At 46.5% G+C, this 16841-nt stretch carries 16 protein-coding genes; 15 read left to right on the plus strand and 1 reads right to left on the minus strand.

The window, feature by feature from the left end; all coding sequences use genetic code 11:
* The first annotated feature begins 243 nt into the window (after positions 1–243).
* From PJDR2_RS10485 to PJDR2_RS10495, 3 genes are read left to right on the plus strand one after another with little or no spacing between them, the layout of a single operon-like run.
* The gene (locus tag PJDR2_RS10485; RefSeq protein ID WP_015843653.1) at positions 244–732 is read left to right on the plus strand and encodes a MarR family winged helix-turn-helix transcriptional regulator; all 489 of its coding nucleotides are present in this window, start codon (positions 244–246) and stop codon (positions 730–732) included.
* On the plus strand, positions 726–2453 hold the full coding sequence (locus tag PJDR2_RS10490) for an ABC transporter ATP-binding protein (protein ID WP_015843654.1): 1728 nt from the start codon (positions 726–728) through the stop codon (positions 2451–2453). Before PJDR2_RS10485 ends, PJDR2_RS10490 begins: the two co-directional genes overlap by 7 nt.
* Positions 2450–4324, plus strand: a complete 1875-nt coding sequence (locus tag PJDR2_RS10495; RefSeq protein ID WP_015843655.1) for an ABC transporter ATP-binding protein — start codon at positions 2450–2452, stop codon at positions 4322–4324. Before PJDR2_RS10490 ends, PJDR2_RS10495 begins: the two co-directional genes overlap by 4 nt.
* A gap of 725 nt (positions 4325–5049) precedes the next feature.
* On the opposite strand, the gene PJDR2_RS10505 is transcribed toward PJDR2_RS10495, so the two are convergent.
* Positions 5050–5346, minus strand: coding sequence for a hypothetical protein (locus PJDR2_RS10505; RefSeq protein ID WP_015843657.1), 297 nt, complete (start codon positions 5344–5346; stop codon positions 5050–5052).
* A gap of 92 nt (positions 5347–5438) precedes the next feature.
* Here PJDR2_RS10505 and PJDR2_RS10510 point away from each other — a divergent pair, with 92 nt between their 5' ends.
* The 12 genes from PJDR2_RS10510 to PJDR2_RS10565 all read left to right on the plus strand — a co-directional run bounded on the left by PJDR2_RS10510 (position 5439) and on the right by PJDR2_RS10565 (position 16438).
* Positions 5439–5795 (plus strand): hypothetical protein, encoded by a 357-nt coding sequence (locus tag PJDR2_RS10510; protein WP_015843658.1) that lies wholly within the window; start codon positions 5439–5441, stop codon positions 5793–5795.
* A gap of 16 nt (positions 5796–5811) precedes the next feature.
* Complete coding sequence (locus tag PJDR2_RS10515) at positions 5812–6192, plus strand: NUDIX hydrolase (RefSeq protein WP_015843659.1); 381 nt, start codon at positions 5812–5814, stop codon at positions 6190–6192.
* A 165-nt stretch (positions 6193–6357) separates the two neighbouring features.
* The gene (locus tag PJDR2_RS10520; protein WP_015843660.1) at positions 6358–6651 is read left to right on the plus strand and encodes a DUF4362 domain-containing protein; all 294 of its coding nucleotides are present in this window, start codon (positions 6358–6360) and stop codon (positions 6649–6651) included.
* Positions 6652–6669: 18 nt separating this feature from the next.
* Positions 6670–7143 (plus strand): GNAT family N-acetyltransferase, encoded by a 474-nt coding sequence (locus PJDR2_RS10525; protein ID WP_015843661.1) that lies wholly within the window; start codon positions 6670–6672, stop codon positions 7141–7143.
* Positions 7144–7161: 18 nt separating this feature from the next.
* Positions 7162–7821: an HAD family hydrolase gene (locus PJDR2_RS10530; RefSeq protein ID WP_015843662.1), complete on the plus strand. Its 660-nt coding sequence runs from the start codon at positions 7162–7164 to the stop codon at positions 7819–7821.
* A gap of 258 nt (positions 7822–8079) precedes the next feature.
* Entirely contained in the window at positions 8080–9381 is a 1302-nt protein-coding gene (locus PJDR2_RS10535) for an ABC transporter substrate-binding protein (RefSeq protein ID WP_015843663.1), read from the plus strand.
* A gap of 97 nt (positions 9382–9478) precedes the next feature.
* Positions 9479–10387, plus strand: a complete 909-nt coding sequence (locus PJDR2_RS10540) for a carbohydrate ABC transporter permease (protein ID WP_015843664.1) — start codon at positions 9479–9481, stop codon at positions 10385–10387.
* Positions 10388–10397: 10 nt separating this feature from the next.
* Complete coding sequence (locus PJDR2_RS10545) at positions 10398–11210, plus strand: carbohydrate ABC transporter permease (RefSeq protein WP_015843665.1); 813 nt, start codon at positions 10398–10400, stop codon at positions 11208–11210.
* Positions 11211–11273: 63 nt separating this feature from the next.
* Positions 11274–13100, plus strand: a complete 1827-nt coding sequence (locus PJDR2_RS31875) for a sensor histidine kinase (RefSeq protein WP_015843666.1) — start codon at positions 11274–11276, stop codon at positions 13098–13100.
* 15 nt (positions 13101–13115) lie between these two features.
* Positions 13116–14723 carry a response regulator gene (locus tag PJDR2_RS10555; protein ID WP_015843667.1) on the plus strand — a complete coding sequence of 536 codons (1608 nt, stop codon included), beginning with the start codon at positions 13116–13118 and terminating at the stop codon, positions 14721–14723.
* A gap of 23 nt (positions 14724–14746) precedes the next feature.
* Positions 14747–16024, plus strand: coding sequence for an ABC transporter substrate-binding protein (locus tag PJDR2_RS10560; RefSeq protein WP_041613404.1), 1278 nt, complete (start codon positions 14747–14749; stop codon positions 16022–16024).
* A gap of 18 nt (positions 16025–16042) precedes the next feature.
* Entirely contained in the window at positions 16043–16438 is a 396-nt protein-coding gene (locus PJDR2_RS10565; protein ID WP_015843669.1) for a GNAT family N-acetyltransferase, read from the plus strand.
* The last annotated feature ends 403 nt before the right edge of the window (positions 16439–16841 follow it).

Here is a 16841-nt window from a genome sequence, read left to right on the forward strand (position 1 = left end):
TACTATAACACATCCGAAACAGCACAAAATTTTACAATTAGAGCGAAAGATCAATGAATTGTAAAGAAAGCCACCTTTATGAGAAATAAATGAGAATCTCTTTAGAAACGCTCTCATAAAAGTCTCATCAGAAAAGTCTCCTGTTATTGACGAGTGAAGCGGCGTGAAATATAATTAGGTAGCCTATTATTAATAGTACTAAAATAATTAGTGACTTACATATTTAAAGAATGAGGTGATCAAATGGCCGGCGGTGGAGAAGAGACCGCAGCACGAAGACTAATTGAAGTATTTATGCTGTTCAACAAGATGAACTGGAACCATCAGCCGATGGATTTAAAGCAGAAGCATAGCGAGCTGCGGCTGCTTGTTGTAATCAAGCGTATGGGCAATGGGGAAGATGAAGGGGTCAAAGTATCCGATTTAAGCAAGTTTCTAAAGGTGACGTCGCCAACGGTTACGCAGCTGCTTAACCGGCTTGAAGAGATGGGGCTTGTTGTCCGCAAAGAGGATCCGAGAGACAGAAGAGCGGTCCGCGTGTCCCTGACCGAAGAAGGCGAACTGACCGCCAAGAAGGCGTTGCAGGGTTTTATGCAGCGGATGAACGGTCTTGTTGATTTTTTGGGCGACGATGATACGGAGCAATTAATTCGTTTGCTCAGGAAGACAACTACGTATTTCGAACAAATGAATCTGAATGATTCAGGTGGAGATGATGTTAATAAATGTTGAAATTATTCCGCTATTTGAAGCCGTTTCGGCTTTTTGTCATTGGTGTCTTAGTCTTTGTCTTTCTGCAGACCTTATCGGATCTATATCTGCCAACCTTGATGGCGGATATCGTAGATAAAGGCGTATCTGTAGGCGACAAGTCTTATATTTGGAAAATCGGCGGCTTTATGCTGCTAGTTGCGGCTGCGGGCGGGATTTGTTCCGTATTGGCCAGCTATTTCTCTTCGAAGTCCGCCATGGGATTCGGGCGGGATGTCCGCAGCAGAGTGTTCAAGCATGTTGAGAACTTCTCGTTGCAGGAGTTCGACAAGATTGGTACAGCTTCGCTGATTACCCGGACAACAAACGATATTACGCAGGTACAGCAAGTGCTTATTATGATCTTGCGGATGATGATTACCGCGCCAATGATGTGTATCGGCGGTATTATTATGGCCATCTCGAAGGATGCCAAGCTGTCGCTTGTATTTGTAGTCGTTATTCCGGTACTGGCAGGCGCTATCTTCCTAGTCGTGCGTAAAGGGATTCCGCTGTTCAAAGCGATGCAAGTGAAAATTGATAAATTGAATCTGGTACTGCGCGAAGGCCTTACGGGGATCCGGGTTATCCGTTCGTTTGACCGGATCAACCATGAGAATAAAAAATTTGACGCAGCGAACGCCGATCTGACCGATACAGCGGTGCGCGTAAACAAAATTATGGCTGTTCTTATGCCGCTTATGATGTTGATCATGAACATTTCGACCATCGTTATTATTGCGATCGGCGGAATCCGGATTGATCATGGAAATATGCAAATTGGTTCCCTGATGGCTTTTATCCAATACGGCATGCAAATTATGTTCTCGCTTCTGATGATGTCGATGATGCTTATCATGATTCCTCGTGCGCAAGCATCGGCTGTCCGTATCAATGAAGTGCTCCAAATGGCGCCAACGCTCTCCGACAAAGATGTAACGAAGAAAAACAGCGGCAAAGAAGGCTATTTGGAATTCCGCGGAGTGACATTCAGCTATCCGGGCGCGGAACAGCCGGCGTTGTCGGATATTTCGTTCCAGGCTGGACCTGGCGAAATTACGGCCCTTATTGGCGGTACCGGTGCGGGTAAATCCACGCTGGTCAGCTTGATTCCGCGTTTCTATGATGTGGATGCGGGTCAGATTATCATTGACGGCATGGATATTAGAGATATGTCCCAAGAGGATCTCCGTCATAAAATCGGCTTTGTTCCTCAAAAAGCGGTTCTCTTCACGGGAACGGTAGCGGAAAATATCCGTTACGGACAGGAGAATGCAACGGATGAGGAAGTCGCTCATGCCGCGGCTATTGCTCAGGCCTCCGAATTTATCGGAGGGATGGATCAGGGCTACGATTCGATGATTGCGCAAGGCGGCAATAACGTATCGGGCGGTCAGAAGCAGCGCTTGTCTATTGCGCGGGCATTGGTGAGAAGGCCTGAAATTTATGTGTTCGACGACAGCTTCTCGGCGCTGGACTTCAAGACGGATGCCAAGCTTCGTGCGGCACTGAAGTCTGAGGTAGGCAACTCGACGGTAATGCTTGTTGCCCAGCGCGTAAGCACGGTTATGGATGCGGACCGGATTATCGTTCTTGATGAAGGACGTATTGCGGGGATCGGCAATCATAAGGAGCTTATGCAAACTTGCGAGGTTTACAAGGAAATTGTATCTTCGCAGCTGTCAGAGGAGGAGATTGCATGAGCCAGCAAAAAGGAAACGGCCGTCCAGGCGGACCTGGCAGAGGACCGGGCATGGGTGGTCCCGGCGGATTTGGGATGCCGGTCCAAAAGGCGAAAAACTTCAAAGGAACACTGTTCCGTTTAATGGCTTATTTGAAGCCGCATCAAACCAAGCTTCTGCTGGTGCTGCTTACCGCGATTTTGAGTACGCTATTCAGTATCGTAAGCCCTAAAATTATGGGTCATGCAATGACGAAGCTGGCGGAGGGCTTTTTCGGAAAACAAAATGGCGGGGCGGGAATCGATTTTGACGCGATTAATCAGATTCTGCTTATTCTCGTCATTCTCTATATCATCAGCTCGGTGTTCAGTTATATTCAGCAGTATTTGATGGCTGGAGTAGCCCAGAATACCGTGTACGATCTGCGCAAGCAGGTGAACGCGAAGTTCAACCGGCTCCCGCTGAAATATTTTGACTCCAAATCCAACGGCGAAATATTGAGCCGGGTCGTTAACGACGTGGACAATATCGCCAATACCTTGCAGCAAAGCTTAACCCAGCTGATTACATCGGTTATTACGCTGGTTGGCATTATCATCATGATGCTCACCATCAGCCCGCTGATGACCTTGATCGTCTTCCTGACGATTCCGATCAGCTTGGTGGCGACAGCGGTTATTGCGAAACGCTCGCAGAAATATTTTGTGAAGCAGCAAGCGGAGCTTGGCAAATTAAACGGGCATGTGGAAGAGATGTATACCGGCCACAAGATCGTTAAAGCTTTTGGCCGCGAGCGCGAATCGCTGGAGAAGTTCGAGAAGATGAATGAACAGCTGTATGATGCCGGCTGGCGTGCCCAATTCATCTCCGGTATTATTATGCCGATTATGAGCTTTATCGGAAATATCGGTTACGTGTTTGTCAGCATCGTTGGCGGTATCCTTGTTACAAAACGTGCGATTGAAGTTGGGGATATCCTGGCATTTATTCAATACACCAGACAGTTCACTTGGCCGATTACGCAGCTCGCGAATATCTCGAACGTTATTCAATCGACAATCGCTTCCGCTGAACGCGTCTTCGAGCTGTTGGATGAGGAAGAGGAAGTACCGGAAGCGAGTACGACGAAAACCATCACCCGTCCGAGCGGTTCCGTGCACTTTGATCATGTGAAATTCGGTTATACAGCGGATAAAACGTTGATCGATAACATGAACATCAATGTGTTGCCTGGTCAGACCGTAGCGATCGTAGGTCCAACGGGTGCGGGCAAAACCACTCTTGTAAACCTGCTTATGCGGTTCTACGAGCTGAATGACGGGAAAATCACGATTGACGGCGTCAATATTACGGATTTGAAGCGCAGCAATCTGCGCGGCATGTTCGGAATGGTGCTTCAGGATACATGGCTCTTTAACGGTACGATCCGCGACAATATCGCGTACGGACGGGAAGGAGCGACGGAGGAGGATGTCGTCAACGCAGCTAGAGCGGCACATGCCGACCACTTTATCCGGACTTTGCCGGACGGATACGACACGATTCTAAACGAAGAGGCGTCCAATATCTCGCAAGGTCAAAAGCAGCTTCTCACTATTGCCCGGGCAATTCTGGCAGATCCGTCCATTCTGATTCTGGACGAAGCAACTTCCAGCGTCGATACCCGTACAGAAGTCTACATCCAGAAGGCAATGGGTCATCTAATGGAAGGCCGAACAAGCTTCGTTATCGCGCACCGTCTGTCAACGATCCGCGACGCAGACCTGATTCTCGTCATGAACCAAGGCTCGATTATCGAGCAGGGTACGCATGAGGAGCTTCTGGAGCAGGGCGGGTTCTATGCGGACTTGTATAATAGCCAGTTTACGGGGAAGGCGATTGAGGCGGTTTAGTTTTAAAGGCAAGGGATTACGGGTTTGTATCTCTTCCGGCCGCTGTTGCTTATACTTTGCTTGAACAATGTTTAAATGTTGCAAAGTATAAGCAAAGGCGTACGCTGCGCTCCTCCAGAGATACAAACCCTCCATCCCCCTCAACCCTTAAATAACACAAGCCCACAATTGGCCTCCCCTTAATGGCTATATTTGGGGGAGGACGAAAAAAGAGAAAGCGTGTTAGTTGCGCTTTCTCTTTTTGTATTACCAACGATGGAAATAAAGGTAGATCAAGGAGACTAGACCAAAGAGAAGTAATATTTGAAGAGCATAGTGGAGGATAGTTATTTTTTGATTCCTTTTATATCTGATGAGATAAAATAACTGTATGAAGTAGATATCGGCCAGTAAAATATAGACCGAAAATTTTACTATTGTAGTTTTGGCATGTCCAATTATATAAAGGGGATATATAAAAGTAATTGTAAAAAATAACCAATAAAAAAGTCCTTTATTTGAAAACAGGAATTTTGAAACGGCTGCCTCGCGATGTCTTGTTAGTAAGTACAATGTAAAGAAACCAATGGCAAATAACATAAAGAAAAAAATTAAATCAGATGATGTAAATAGATAATGACCAAAGGAATAGTACATTTTGATAACCCCCTCACGTCTAATATAAAGGAAATTTATAGAAGTATAAACTCCTCTATTGGCATGATATTTCCGTGGTCGTCATCTATTTAGATGTTTCTAAGAAAGTTTTCCTGGCGTAATATTTTCTTTAATGTTTCCTCTTCTCTGTATCTCATCATGATAAATGTGGGATTTTTATAAGGGATTTTTGGAAGACTCTCTGGATCATATTTTTCGTATTCATCAAGAAGATCCTCGATGTATTGATAAATAATATAATCTCTTCCAAAACTAACAATAAATTCGGTGGAGTCTATCAGGTCTGTGCGAATTGCTCCCTCATGGTCGATATTTCGAATCCTATCAATATTTAAATTTTCACCGATTAAGAAAATCCACTGCATTTTACTATCTCCTTGTTAAAGGTAATTCTTACCTTTATGTTGTTCCAAAATGTGGTAGTATGTAGAGGCCCTGATGAGAAGGTGGGATCTCCTTGCAGAAGATTTATAAGATTATGCTGATTGTTTTTGCGTGTTGCTTGATGGCCGCTTTCGGGAAGATCAAGGTGTTTGAGGATCATATAGATACAATTGAGGCCAATGAATTAATGGTTAATTGCTCGGATGAAGTGAACAAGGGTAAGACCCAAGTTGATGATATCGGATATTTATGCCGTGTACATATAGATGAGAATACAGTCATTTCAAATGAACAAGGCGAGCCTATCCAGCTGTCGGAGTTGACTACGGAGGATATTGTCCGTATTGTCCCGGTGAAACCTCAAAATGTGAAAAAAGGCAAAAGAGAATTTACAGCTAAAGAGATCACCGTATTGGAATCAGATAAATAGAGGAGCGAGAACAAAGATGAGGCCTATTCGAAACTCGGCAAAAGCGATTATTATTCAGGACGAGAAAATATTATTGACGGTTAATAAAGATGACGAGGGGCTTTTTTACTTGTGTCCCGGCGGCGGACAGGAGCATTCCGAGAATTTACGTGAATATATCGGCAGGAACTATATTGACGGCGATTCAGGCATGCATCAGGTTGAGTTTTATTTCGAATGTAATCTGGTCTCCCCAAATCCAACTTTCGAGCATGTGTCGATCCCGGATGACCATCAAGTAGGAGTTGAATGGGTAGAGGTAAGCAGGCTGGATGAAATCCGATTTTATCCGAGCGAATTAGGGAGCCGAATTAAAAATAAGGATAAAAGCAATTGTTATCTAGGGGATGTAAATTAGCAACTCAGATATAAAGGAGTCAAATATATCATTAAATCTCTTTCAGTCATTTTACTTATTATTTTGAGTTTATCGGCATGTTCATCCTCAGTTGAAGAAACAAAGTCTCAGATTCCGTAGGGGAATGATATACTGAAAACCTTCGGAAAAGAAGATGTAGTACGAATGCAGCGCTTCATTAATCGCTTTCATGATCATAAATTTGATTATTTTCTTGCGATCCCGCCATTTATCGATGGGGGTTATGTCATCTATGATTTGATCGCCGATGATGGCGATGTCAAGGTCAGAATGGATACGACACGCGACACGTATAGCAATGGCGCCGGTTTGCAGTTAACCTGCAAAGCTATAGAGTTCGATAACAAAGGAACAGTAGTGGTAGAGCAGTGTACAGGCCCGGAAGGTATTGAAGTTTCCCATTACTCTTTGTTCTCATTTGATCCAAAGCGAAAATAAGGAATAGGAGCATGGATTGTGATAGTCGTAAATGCAACGAATAAAGACATAAAGCAGTGGTTGGTATTGGCTGCTGAAGTGGAAGAGCTGTTTGGACCGATGGTGGATGACCCCTTGTTTGTTCAAACGCTTGAACGGAATATCCGCGAAGGCAGGGCATTTTGCATACGGGAAAATGATGGCTTGCCGGGGGAGAAGTTGCGTGGAGGGACCCTCATCTCAACGAAAAATGCTCCCTCCTATAAAATCGGCTGGCTGGCGGTATCTGAACAAGCAAGAAACAAAGGGGTGGCCTCCGCGCTTATGAAGCATGTCCTCGAATATTTTCAATCCCCGGCAGAGGTATCGGTTGTTACGTTTGGCGAGGATGTGAAGGGCGGACTTCCGGCAAGAAGGCTGTACGGGAAGTTTGGGTTTGCGCCTCAAGAGGAGCCTGTTCCGAATGGACCGGAAGGCGGCAGCAGGCAGCTGTTTAAGCTCATCATGAAATAAGAATTCAGGAGGGTTAACATGCGGTTTAAAGCCGTACTCTTTGATCTGGACGGAACATTGCTCGACCGTGATGCCTCATTGGTTTTATTTATCGATGATCAATATGAACGTTATCCGGCGTTTCAGAAGGTGCCGAAGGATGTTTTCACGAGACGGTTCATCGAGCTTGATCAGCATGGATATGTATGGAAGGATAAGGTCTATCAGCAGCTGTTGGCTGAATTCCAAATTCAAGGTTTACGCTGGGAAGAGCTGTTAGAGGATTATTTGAAGTCGTTTCAAAAGCATTGTGTCGGGTTCCCTCATCTCATTCAGATGTTATCCTCTTTAAAAAGCTGTGGAACTAAGATCGCCCTTATTTCAAACGGTTACGGCCGGTTTCAATACGATAATTTCAAAGCATTAGATATCGATCCTTATTTCGACGAGGTTCTTATCTCGGAATGGGAAGGGCTTCGCAAGCCGGATCCGGCTATTTTTGAGCGGGCGCTCTACAAGCTTGGCGTGAAGGCGGAGGATGCGCTATTTGTTGGCGACCATCCGGACAGCGACGTAAGAGGCAGCCGTGCGGTTGGCATGAAAGCCGTATGGAAGTATAACTCTTACTTTTCTTCTGATGTTGAAGCTGATGGCGTTATTTATGATTTGGAAGAGTTAATCTCCTTTATGAACGGATAGATCTGCATTTATATGGTAAAAGAAAGCAACGACTTCTGCTCGAAGAGCGGGAATCGTTGCTTTTTCTTTCATTTTGACACCAATCGTAAGATCGTCTACCTCTTATTCGTCTGAAGGAGGGGAGATCTTATTTTTGTATCCCTAAATAGAGCGTTTTATCGGTTTGGCTGGGGAAGCAAACACGATAAAGTATGGATTAAAGAAAGCACTTACATTTTCGTGAAGCGCTTTCTCCAATAAGAGAGGGGTAGTCGAAACATGAGAGCAAAGAAGAAAGCCGGAATGATGCTGACCGCCGGGATGGCGCTTGCGCTAGCGGTAACGGGATGTTCTTCGTCCAACGGGGGCGGTAACACGGATAACAAAACGAATGCCGGAAACGCAGGCGGCAATAGTCCGGTAGAAATTACGTTCTGGAATATGTTCGGCGGCGGCGAAGGGGATTTCGTCGATCAGATTATTAAAGGATATAACGATTCGCAGCAAGAGGTGATCGTGAAGCAGCTTCGTCTGGAATCGAACGAATATTACGCGAAGTTAGGCACGGCGCTTTCTTCTTCTAAGGGGCCGGATGTAGCCGTAGCCCACGTTGACCGCATTTCTCCATTTGTGAAAGCGAAGCAAATTGTGCCCGTTGACGAGCTTGCAACCAAAGTCGGATTTGACCTTGGGCAGATCAGCGAATCGAATATGACAAGCGTCACTTATGACGGCAAGCCGTACGCGGTACCGCTCGACACTCACTTCCACATGCTCTACTACAATAAGGACATCCTCAAAAAAGCGAATCTCTTAAATGAGGATGAAACGCCTAAGCTTGATAATGTGAGTCCCGAAGGTTATTTGAATACGTTAGCTCAAATTAAAACAGCCGTTCCGGATGTGCAGGCGATGGCGGTTAACACGCCGTATTTCCAAGAGCCTTTCCTGAATATGTACTATGAAGCCGGTGGCGATATTCTCTCGCCGGATTTGAAGAAAGCGGCTATTAACAATGACAAGGCGCTAAGCGTATTGAAATTCTATGATGATATTTATACAAACCAATATGCGGACATTAACGATAAGAATCCTTGGGATACGTTTAGCAACGGCAAAGCCGCCTTCTGGTTTGGCGGGGTATGGGAAGCAGGAGTACTGCTTGGAGATGCTTCCAAACATATCGGCGCTATGCCATTGCCTGCGATCTTCGGTAGCCAGACGCATTGGGGCAGCTCGCATACGCTTGTTATTCCGTCGTATGTCTCTGCGGAGAAACAAGAAGCTGCTGCCAAGTTTATGAAATATTTCTCCGAAGTGGGCGGCCAGACTTGGGGGAATGCGGGTCACGTGCCTGCGAACAGCAAGGTAACGGCAAGCGAAGAATACAATAAGCTGCCTTATCGTCAGTTCTTTATCGAAGCGCAGAAGACCGTCAAATTCGCGCCGCAAACGGATAACTATACGACGATCATTACGACGATTGCGGAATCGCTGCAAAATATCATTTTCCATAACGAATCGGCAGAAGACGGCTTGAAGGATTTGGAGAAGCAGATTAACGAGATTTTGGCTAACTAATACAGCTCTTTAAGGGTGGGCTGGGCAGGAACGGCGTTACTACTGCCTAGCCGACTCTTGATAATTGAATGACGTAGAGAAGCAGGGAGAAACACATATGGATAACAAACCGATTGAACTGCGCAAGAAAAGAGTATCGGGCAACCGGGCAAAAGCCGAGCTAAAAGCGATACTGTATATTGTTCCTTTTTTGATCCCGTTCGCCCTATTCTATTTGTGGCCCGTCCTGCGCGGCACCTGGATCAGCCTGCATGTCTGGAATATTCAAGGGATGCAGCGGTACGTGGCGCTCGACAATTATAAGCGGATTTTCGAAAATAGCGATTTCTACAAATATCTATGGAACTCGTTTTATTTTGTAATCATTTGCGTTCCGACGGTTCTCGTATTGGGACTAGTCCTAGCGCTCATTATTAATCAACGGATATGGCTGAGAACCCTGATTCGTTCCGTTTATTTCCTTCCTTACGTTTTGTCGGTATCGGTAATCAGCTTTATTTGGCTGAAGCTGTTTGATCCAAAGAACGGTCCTGTCAACGGCCTGCTGGGACTTCTTGGCTTGCCTCAGGACATCAATTGGTTGACGGATCACCGGTTTGTATGGTGGGCGATTACGATTGCGACGGACTGGTGGACGGTTGGATTCGTTATGGTGCTGTTCCTGGCGGGTCTTCAGGAAATTCCCCAGGATCATTATGAAGCAGCTACGATCGACGGGGCTGGAGCTTGGAGCAAATTCTGGCATATTACAGTACCGGGATTGTCGAGAGTCACGAAGATTCAAATCTTCTATCAGGTCATCAACTGCCTGAAATTATTCGGTCAGGTTCAGATTATGAGCGGCGGCGGTCCGGGGGACTCCACGAACACGATGATCCGTTATATTTACGTGACGGGCTTCAAGAAAGATATGTTTGGTCTTGCTTCCGCGCAGTCCATCGTATTTTGCGTCATCATGCTGCTCATTGCGGTCATTCAATTTAAACTAACGGATCGAAAGGATTGAGGGGATTAACATGAACAAGTGGGCTCTTAACATCATTGCAACGGTACTGGCGGTTCTTTTCGTGTTCCCGCTCATCTGGATGCTGCTTGTCTCCTTGAAGCCGGACGGTACGAATGTTTATGCCATGTCCGACTGGGTGCATTTCGCGGATTTGACGTTCAGCAATTACAAGAAGGTGATTACCGGCTCCGAGATTCTCAGATGGACCTGGAATAGCACGGTTATCGGCGTCATTACAACGCTGCTATCCATACTGCTCAGCTCTCTGGCTGCGTATTCTTTCTCCAAAATGCCATTTAAGAGCAAAGGCTTTTTATTTGTCCTCATTACCTCGGGACTTCTTATTCCGACGGAAGCGATTCTGATTCCGTTATACGAAACGACGCTGCATCTGAATCTGATTGATAATAAGTGGGCTATTATTCTCCCCGGTCTTACGAATCCGATTGGCATTCTTCTTCTCAAGCAATTTATGGACGGCGTTCCGAAGGATTATATCGAAGCCGCTCAAATTGACGGAAGCGGAACCTTCCGGATCTGGTGGAACATCTGCCTGCCGCTGACGAAATCGGCGATGGTATCGGTTGGCATATTCTTTCTGATTTTATCCTGGAATAATTTCCTTTGGCCTTATCTGACGATTACCTCGGAAGAAAATATGATATTGTCGGCAGGACTGCCTACGTTTTTATCGAATAATAATATGTCCTTAAATATGATTATGACGGCAAGCGGCATTGCGGCTATCCCAACGATTCTGGTCTTTGCCATTCTACAGCGCCATATTGTGCAAGGGGTGGCTATGTCGGGTGTGAAGGGCTAATGAAATGATCGGAAAGACGATTGCCAATAAAAACGGCATGTCCGGCAGGAGCAGCGAGGTACAATGAGAAAACAATCCGGCTGGGCAAGGTTTTTGCCCTCGATGAATATATGGAAGAGCAGCATACGCTACAAATGGATGCTGCTCTTATTTCTATTTTCCCTGACACCGTTAATCGTGATGGGTACGATCTCGTATTCTCTCTCCAAATCGACAATCAACGAGAAGGTAACGGAGTATTCGGAGCAGCTGCTCAAGCAGACGGCGGATAACATCGATACCCGTCTGGGCATTTATAAAGACCTGATGATGCAGGTCGTGAATAACGGCGAGATTATCCGGATGCTGCGGGATCTGGATAAGACTAGCGCGGCTAAGCCTTACGATATCGACAGCTTGTCGCTGACGACAAAGCTTTCCACGATTATTGCGATTAATCAGGACATTCAATCCATATCGTTTATTTCCAAGGATCATTATATAAAAGGAATTTACAGATGGAAGAACCGCACGCCCGAAGAGGTAAGCGGTTTCTTGTCCACGCTTGAGGACGGAAGCAATTTCAGATGGTTTCCGACCCGGCTTAACACGTATGTAGACAGCTTGAACACGCAAAACGTCCATGTCTTTTCGCTTTCCAAACAGATTTACAAAACTTCGGATGATAGTCCGGTAGGGATTATAGCGGTACTTGATATTCGCGGCGAGGTGCTGAAGGAGCTTGGTTCGAGCTCAACCAACAACAACCGGGATATTCAAAGCTTCGTTATTGACGGTCAGGGCCAGATCGTTTCTTACGGCGATAATGACATGATCGGGAAAAATGTAAAAGAAGTACTCGGGGAACAAGGTTATAATCAAATCGTACACTCCGGCCTGGAGGAATTCCGCTTTCCTATTAAGGAACAAGGGAAGAAGCTGATTGTTAATTACAAGAAGCTTCATACCAATGATTGGATCGTCGTCAACGTCATCTCCGAGTCTATTTTGTATCAGGATTCCGACCGCCTGCTGCGGATGATTTGGATTATTGCGCTGCTTTGTATCGTTTTCTCCATTATAACGGCCATTTTTCTTGCAAACTCGATCAGTAACCCGATTCTGAAGATGATCCGGCTGATGAGACAGGTCATGTCTGGGGATTTGACGGTCCGGTTCCGGGTCAAGAAGCATAGCGACGAGTTTGACATATTGGGCAATAATTTCAATTACATGGTTGCCCGGATTGATGAGCTGCTGAAGACGGTGTACGAGGAGCAGAATCAGAAAAGAACAGCGGAACTGAAAGCATTGCAAGCGCAGATCAATCCTCATTTCCTGTATAATACACTCGATATTATCAAATGGACGGCCCTTATCCAGAAGGCGAATAATGCCGCGGAGATGGTCAGCCTGCTGTCCCGTCTGCTGCGGATTAGCTTGGACAAAGGGAAAGAGACGGTCACCGTTGAAGAGGAAATCGAGCATGTGCAATGTTATCTGGGGATCCAGAAGTTCCGGTTTAATTATAAAATCAAAACGGAGGTCTATGTGGAAGACGGTGTCCGTCAACTGCAGACCCCTAAGCTGATTCTTCAGCCGATTGTCGAAAATGCGATCCTTCATGCTTTTTCCGATTCGGAGCAAGAGGGCCAAATCAATATTTCTTGTACCAGAAGCCCAGACGGAGGTATACGCTTTCAGATTGCCGACAACGGGAAGGGGATGGATCCTGCTTATGCAAGGAGTCTTCTCCGAAATCAGGAGCAGGGCGGCAAGACGGGAGGAATCGGGCTTGCGAATGTGGATGAACGGATTAAGCTCATCAGCGGCAAAGCGTATGGCATTGATATTGTAAGCGAGCCGGAAGCGGGAACAACGATTACGATCAAGCTTCCGTATTTGGAATAGGAGAGATTATGGCAGATGTACCGAGTGATGATTGTCGAGGATGAGTTTATCGTACGCTACGGTATTCGCTCTATGATCGATTGGGAGAAGGTAGGACTGGAAGTAACGGGCGAAGCCGCCAACGGAAAAGAGGCACTGGAGCTTATTCGCCGGGATCCTCCCGATATTCTGATCACGGATATCAAGATGCCGGTTATGGACGGGATTCAGCTCATTGAGGAAGTCCGGAGCAGCGGATTTACGATGAAAGTGATTATTTTAAGCAATCTGGAAGAGTTCCAATATGCCCAAAAAGCCATTCGTTACGGAGTTTCGGAGTATATGATCAAGTCCGATATGATGCCGAGGGACTTCGAAAAAGCATTAATGAATGTCAAAGCTTCATTGGATACGGCCGAGTCGGATCCAGGAATAAATGTAAAAGCGTCTATTGTTGAACCGGCACGCAAGGAAAAGCTGCTGCTTGGTCTGATTGAAGGAAGCCGCCCGGAAGAAGTTGAAGCCGGTTCGATTCCGGAGGAAGCGGAGCTTAACGGCTTACATCTGCCTGCCTATCTTCTGTACACTCTTATTCATACGAGAGACTGCGGGTTGTTTGAGAAGCAGCAGGTCATTCATGAAACGTTCGAACAGATCGGAAGCGATCGAAGCTTTGTTGTCTTTGCGGATAAACAAGGGGAAATTAACGTTTTGCTTCCGGTTCCCCATCATGAGGCCGCCGAAGCGGGCGGGATCAAGCAGCTGGCGGAACGCATCATCTCCCATCTATCGCAGGCTTACGGACTTGTGTGTACGATTGGGTTAAGCGGAAAAGTAGGCGAATGGACGGAGCTAAGCAAGGCATATGACGAGGCTTTGGCGGCAGCCAAGCAAAGCATGTTCGCGGGAATCGGGAAAGCGATCTCGTATTCGGAACTTGCTGGAGTGAGGGAAGCGGACGGTCCGCCAATCAAGGTAAGCCAGTCCCATATCCATACCTTGCTCTACGGACTGCAGTCCAAGGAGCTTCACGATTATATGGGCAGCTTGTTTGATCAGCTCGGCAAACGGCAGGATCCGGATCTGGTGCAGCTTATCTCCCTTGAATTGATTATGATTCTAACGGCGATATGGCCTGATGTATCCCATGATCAGCAGCATGTGGTCCATTTGAAAAAGCAGTATTTCGATCAATTATCGAAGCTTGAGACGATCGAGCAAAGCCGCCGCTGGTTCCTCCAAGCCTTCGCGGAGCTTCTTGAACATATGATCCGCATTTATAACAGTGACCGGAACAGTATAATAAAAGCAACGCAATTTATTCAGCAGCATTACCAACAGGAAATTTCCTTGCAGTCGATTAGTCATTTCGTTCATCTGAGCAAAAATTATTTTGCGAATCTGTTTAAGAAAGAAGTCGGGGAGAGCTTTCTCGAATATGTAACGAGAGTACGGATTGAGAAGGCAAAGGCATTGCTGGCCGGAGAGATGAAAGCTGTCGACGTTGGGCAGATGGTTGGCATTCAGGATCCGAAATATTTCTCGAAAGTATTCAAGAAGATTACGGGAGCAACTCCTTCGGAATATAGAAGCTTGGTGAAAGAGAATAAAGGGATTAAAGACAGCTCTGAAACAGGGCAATAAATTTGTCTGCGGAAGGTGAAAGTGTGGGGAAAAAGCTTTCTGCATGGTTGTTCGTTATGGTGGCATGCATGGGATTGCTGATCGGATGCGACGGTTCGGACAAAGCTGAAGCACCGGTCCGTAAAACGGCCAAAGCACCGGTCGAAATTTTGTTCTGGAATCCGTTTGGCGGAGGAGAAGGGGACTACGTTGGCCAGATCATCAAGGACTTTAACGAGTCCCAGCAGGGAATCGTCGTCCGGCAGCTTCGTCTCGAATCCAACGAATATTACGTTCGGCTAAGCACGGCATTATCTTTCGGGAAAGGCCCCGATGTGGCTGTTGCCCATGCGGACCGGGTATCGCCGTTCGTGAAAGCGAAGCAGATTATTCCGCTCGACGGGCTGGCGCAGCTTGCCGGATTAGATTTCAGTCATATTGAGGAAACAAACCGAAATAGCGTCGTGTACAACGGTGAGACGTATGCGGTTCCGATCGATACGCATTTTCACATGCTTTATTACAACAAGGATTTGCTGGCAAAAGCCGGCTTGGACGAGGACGAGGTTATCTCCAAACTACGCCATCTAACGCCGCAGGAGTTTATGGATTTCCTTACTTTGCTGGAGGGCCGTTTGCCGGGCGTTCAGCCGCTTGCAGTGAATACGCCTTTTTTCCAGGAGCCGTTTCTGGATATGTATTACGAAGCCGGGGGCGAGCTGCTTACTCCCGAATTGAAGCATGCGGCGATCAATAACGACAAGGCGCTTGAGGTGCTCCGGTTCTACCAGAAGCTGTTCGCCAGCGGTTTAAGCGATCTTAACGATAAAACGCCTTGGGATACTTTCCACAACGGCCAGTCCGTATTCTGGATGGGAGGAATATGGGAAGCCGGACATCATCTGAAGGATTCGTCATTTAAGAGTGGAATTACGGAGCTTCCATCCTTGTTCGGCGGGAATAAGCAATGGGGCAGCTCTCATACCTTGGTTATTCCAACCTATGTGACGAAGGAGAAGCAGCTTGCGGCGATGGCTTTCATCCGTTATTTCTCGGAAGTCGGCAGCTTGACCTGGGGGGAAGCGGGACATGTTCCTGCCAACAGTACGGTGCAAAATGACTCCTATTATCAGAACCTTCCATACCGCAAGCTGTTCCTGGAATCGTCGCATCATGTGAAGCTGGCTCCCAATACGGACAAATATTCAGCTTTGTACACCGTTCTGTCGGAAGAGCTTCAGAATATGATTGCGGGCCGTCAGGATCCCGCGAAAGGCCTCGTTGAACTGGAGCAAAAGTTAAACGAATTGTTAGCAAGCTGAGGGAGGGGGATTAATCAAATGGATCAGGGTATCATTATCAATCTGCCCATTGAACCGCATGAGGTCCCCGCATTAAGAGAACTCGTGGGTTGGGAGGGACGACATTCCGATTATCCCGCTTTGTTTGAGCGCTGCAACTTTTGGGCAGGTCTCCGGGATGAACAAAATGAGCTTATTGCCTTCGGTTACGTTGCGGGAATGGGCTTGCAGCATGGCTATATGGAAGATATCATTATACATCCGCATCATCAGAGAAAAGGTATAGGTCAAGCGTTGGTCAAAAAGCTTCTCGAACAATCCGAACAGGCCGGCCTTGAGATCGTAACCTTAACCTTTGACTCCAAACACGCATCCTTCTACACCGAATGCGGTTTCGTTCCGTGTCCCGGCGGTTTGTGGAGGAAAAAGTACTAATCTTACTAAAAAGGATAGAGATTTCGGAAACCATCCGAATCTCTATCCTTTTTCATTTCCTTTCCTCTCCCCCGAGAGAAGGGAGGAATAGAGGAAATGTATCTCCTGAGAAGCGAAGCGCCCGCCTTTGCCAGTCGTGAAATCTCGTTGAAAAACGAGTTGATTCAAAATTTCACGATGGCAACAGCGGTCGAAGGAGGCACATTACCGGCATTCCGGCCAAATCTCTCCCATCATTCTCTAAATCTCCCATTGCATTGTACAAATCATCACTCCCTCCATCAATACAAATGGCGAAATCCTCAATTCCCCCTTCTCAAATCCCCATTTGATTGCATCTTTTGCCCATATCGACTCTCTCCCCACTCCTTTACTCTATGGATGTAGCCATTTTCACTACACA

The organism is Paenibacillus sp. JDR-2, assembly GCF_000023585.1.
Lineage (GTDB): Bacteria > Bacillota > Bacilli > Paenibacillales > Paenibacillaceae > Pristimantibacillus.

Bases quoted from the DNA above. Each gene is read 5' to 3' on its own strand.
- PJDR2_RS10485 (WP_015843653.1), top strand. From the start codon at position 244: ATGGCCGGCGGTGGAGAAGAGACCGCAGCACGAAGACTAATTGAAGTA.
- PJDR2_RS10490 (WP_015843654.1), top strand. From the start codon at position 726: ATGTTGAAATTATTCCGCTATTTGAAGCCGTTTCGGCTTTTTGTCATT.
- PJDR2_RS10495 (WP_015843655.1), top strand. From the start codon at position 2,450: ATGAGCCAGCAAAAAGGAAACGGCCGTCCAGGCGGACCTGGCAGAGGA.
- PJDR2_RS10505 (WP_015843657.1), bottom strand. From the start codon at position 5,346: ATGCAGTGGATTTTCTTAATCGGTGAAAATTTAAATATTGATAGGATT.
- PJDR2_RS10515 (WP_015843659.1), top strand. From the start codon at position 5,812: ATGAGGCCTATTCGAAACTCGGCAAAAGCGATTATTATTCAGGACGAG.
- PJDR2_RS10520 (WP_015843660.1), top strand. From the start codon at position 6,358: ATGCAGCGCTTCATTAATCGCTTTCATGATCATAAATTTGATTATTTT.
- PJDR2_RS10530 (WP_015843662.1), top strand. From the start codon at position 7,162: ATGCGGTTTAAAGCCGTACTCTTTGATCTGGACGGAACATTGCTCGAC.
- PJDR2_RS10535 (WP_015843663.1), top strand. From the start codon at position 8,080: ATGAGAGCAAAGAAGAAAGCCGGAATGATGCTGACCGCCGGGATGGCG.
- PJDR2_RS10540 (WP_015843664.1), top strand. From the start codon at position 9,479: ATGGATAACAAACCGATTGAACTGCGCAAGAAAAGAGTATCGGGCAAC.
- PJDR2_RS10545 (WP_015843665.1), top strand. From the start codon at position 10,398: ATGAACAAGTGGGCTCTTAACATCATTGCAACGGTACTGGCGGTTCTT.
- PJDR2_RS31875 (WP_015843666.1), top strand. From the start codon at position 11,274: ATGAGAAAACAATCCGGCTGGGCAAGGTTTTTGCCCTCGATGAATATA.
- PJDR2_RS10555 (WP_015843667.1), top strand. From the start codon at position 13,116: ATGTACCGAGTGATGATTGTCGAGGATGAGTTTATCGTACGCTACGGT.
- PJDR2_RS10565 (WP_015843669.1), top strand. From the start codon at position 16,043: ATGGATCAGGGTATCATTATCAATCTGCCCATTGAACCGCATGAGGTC.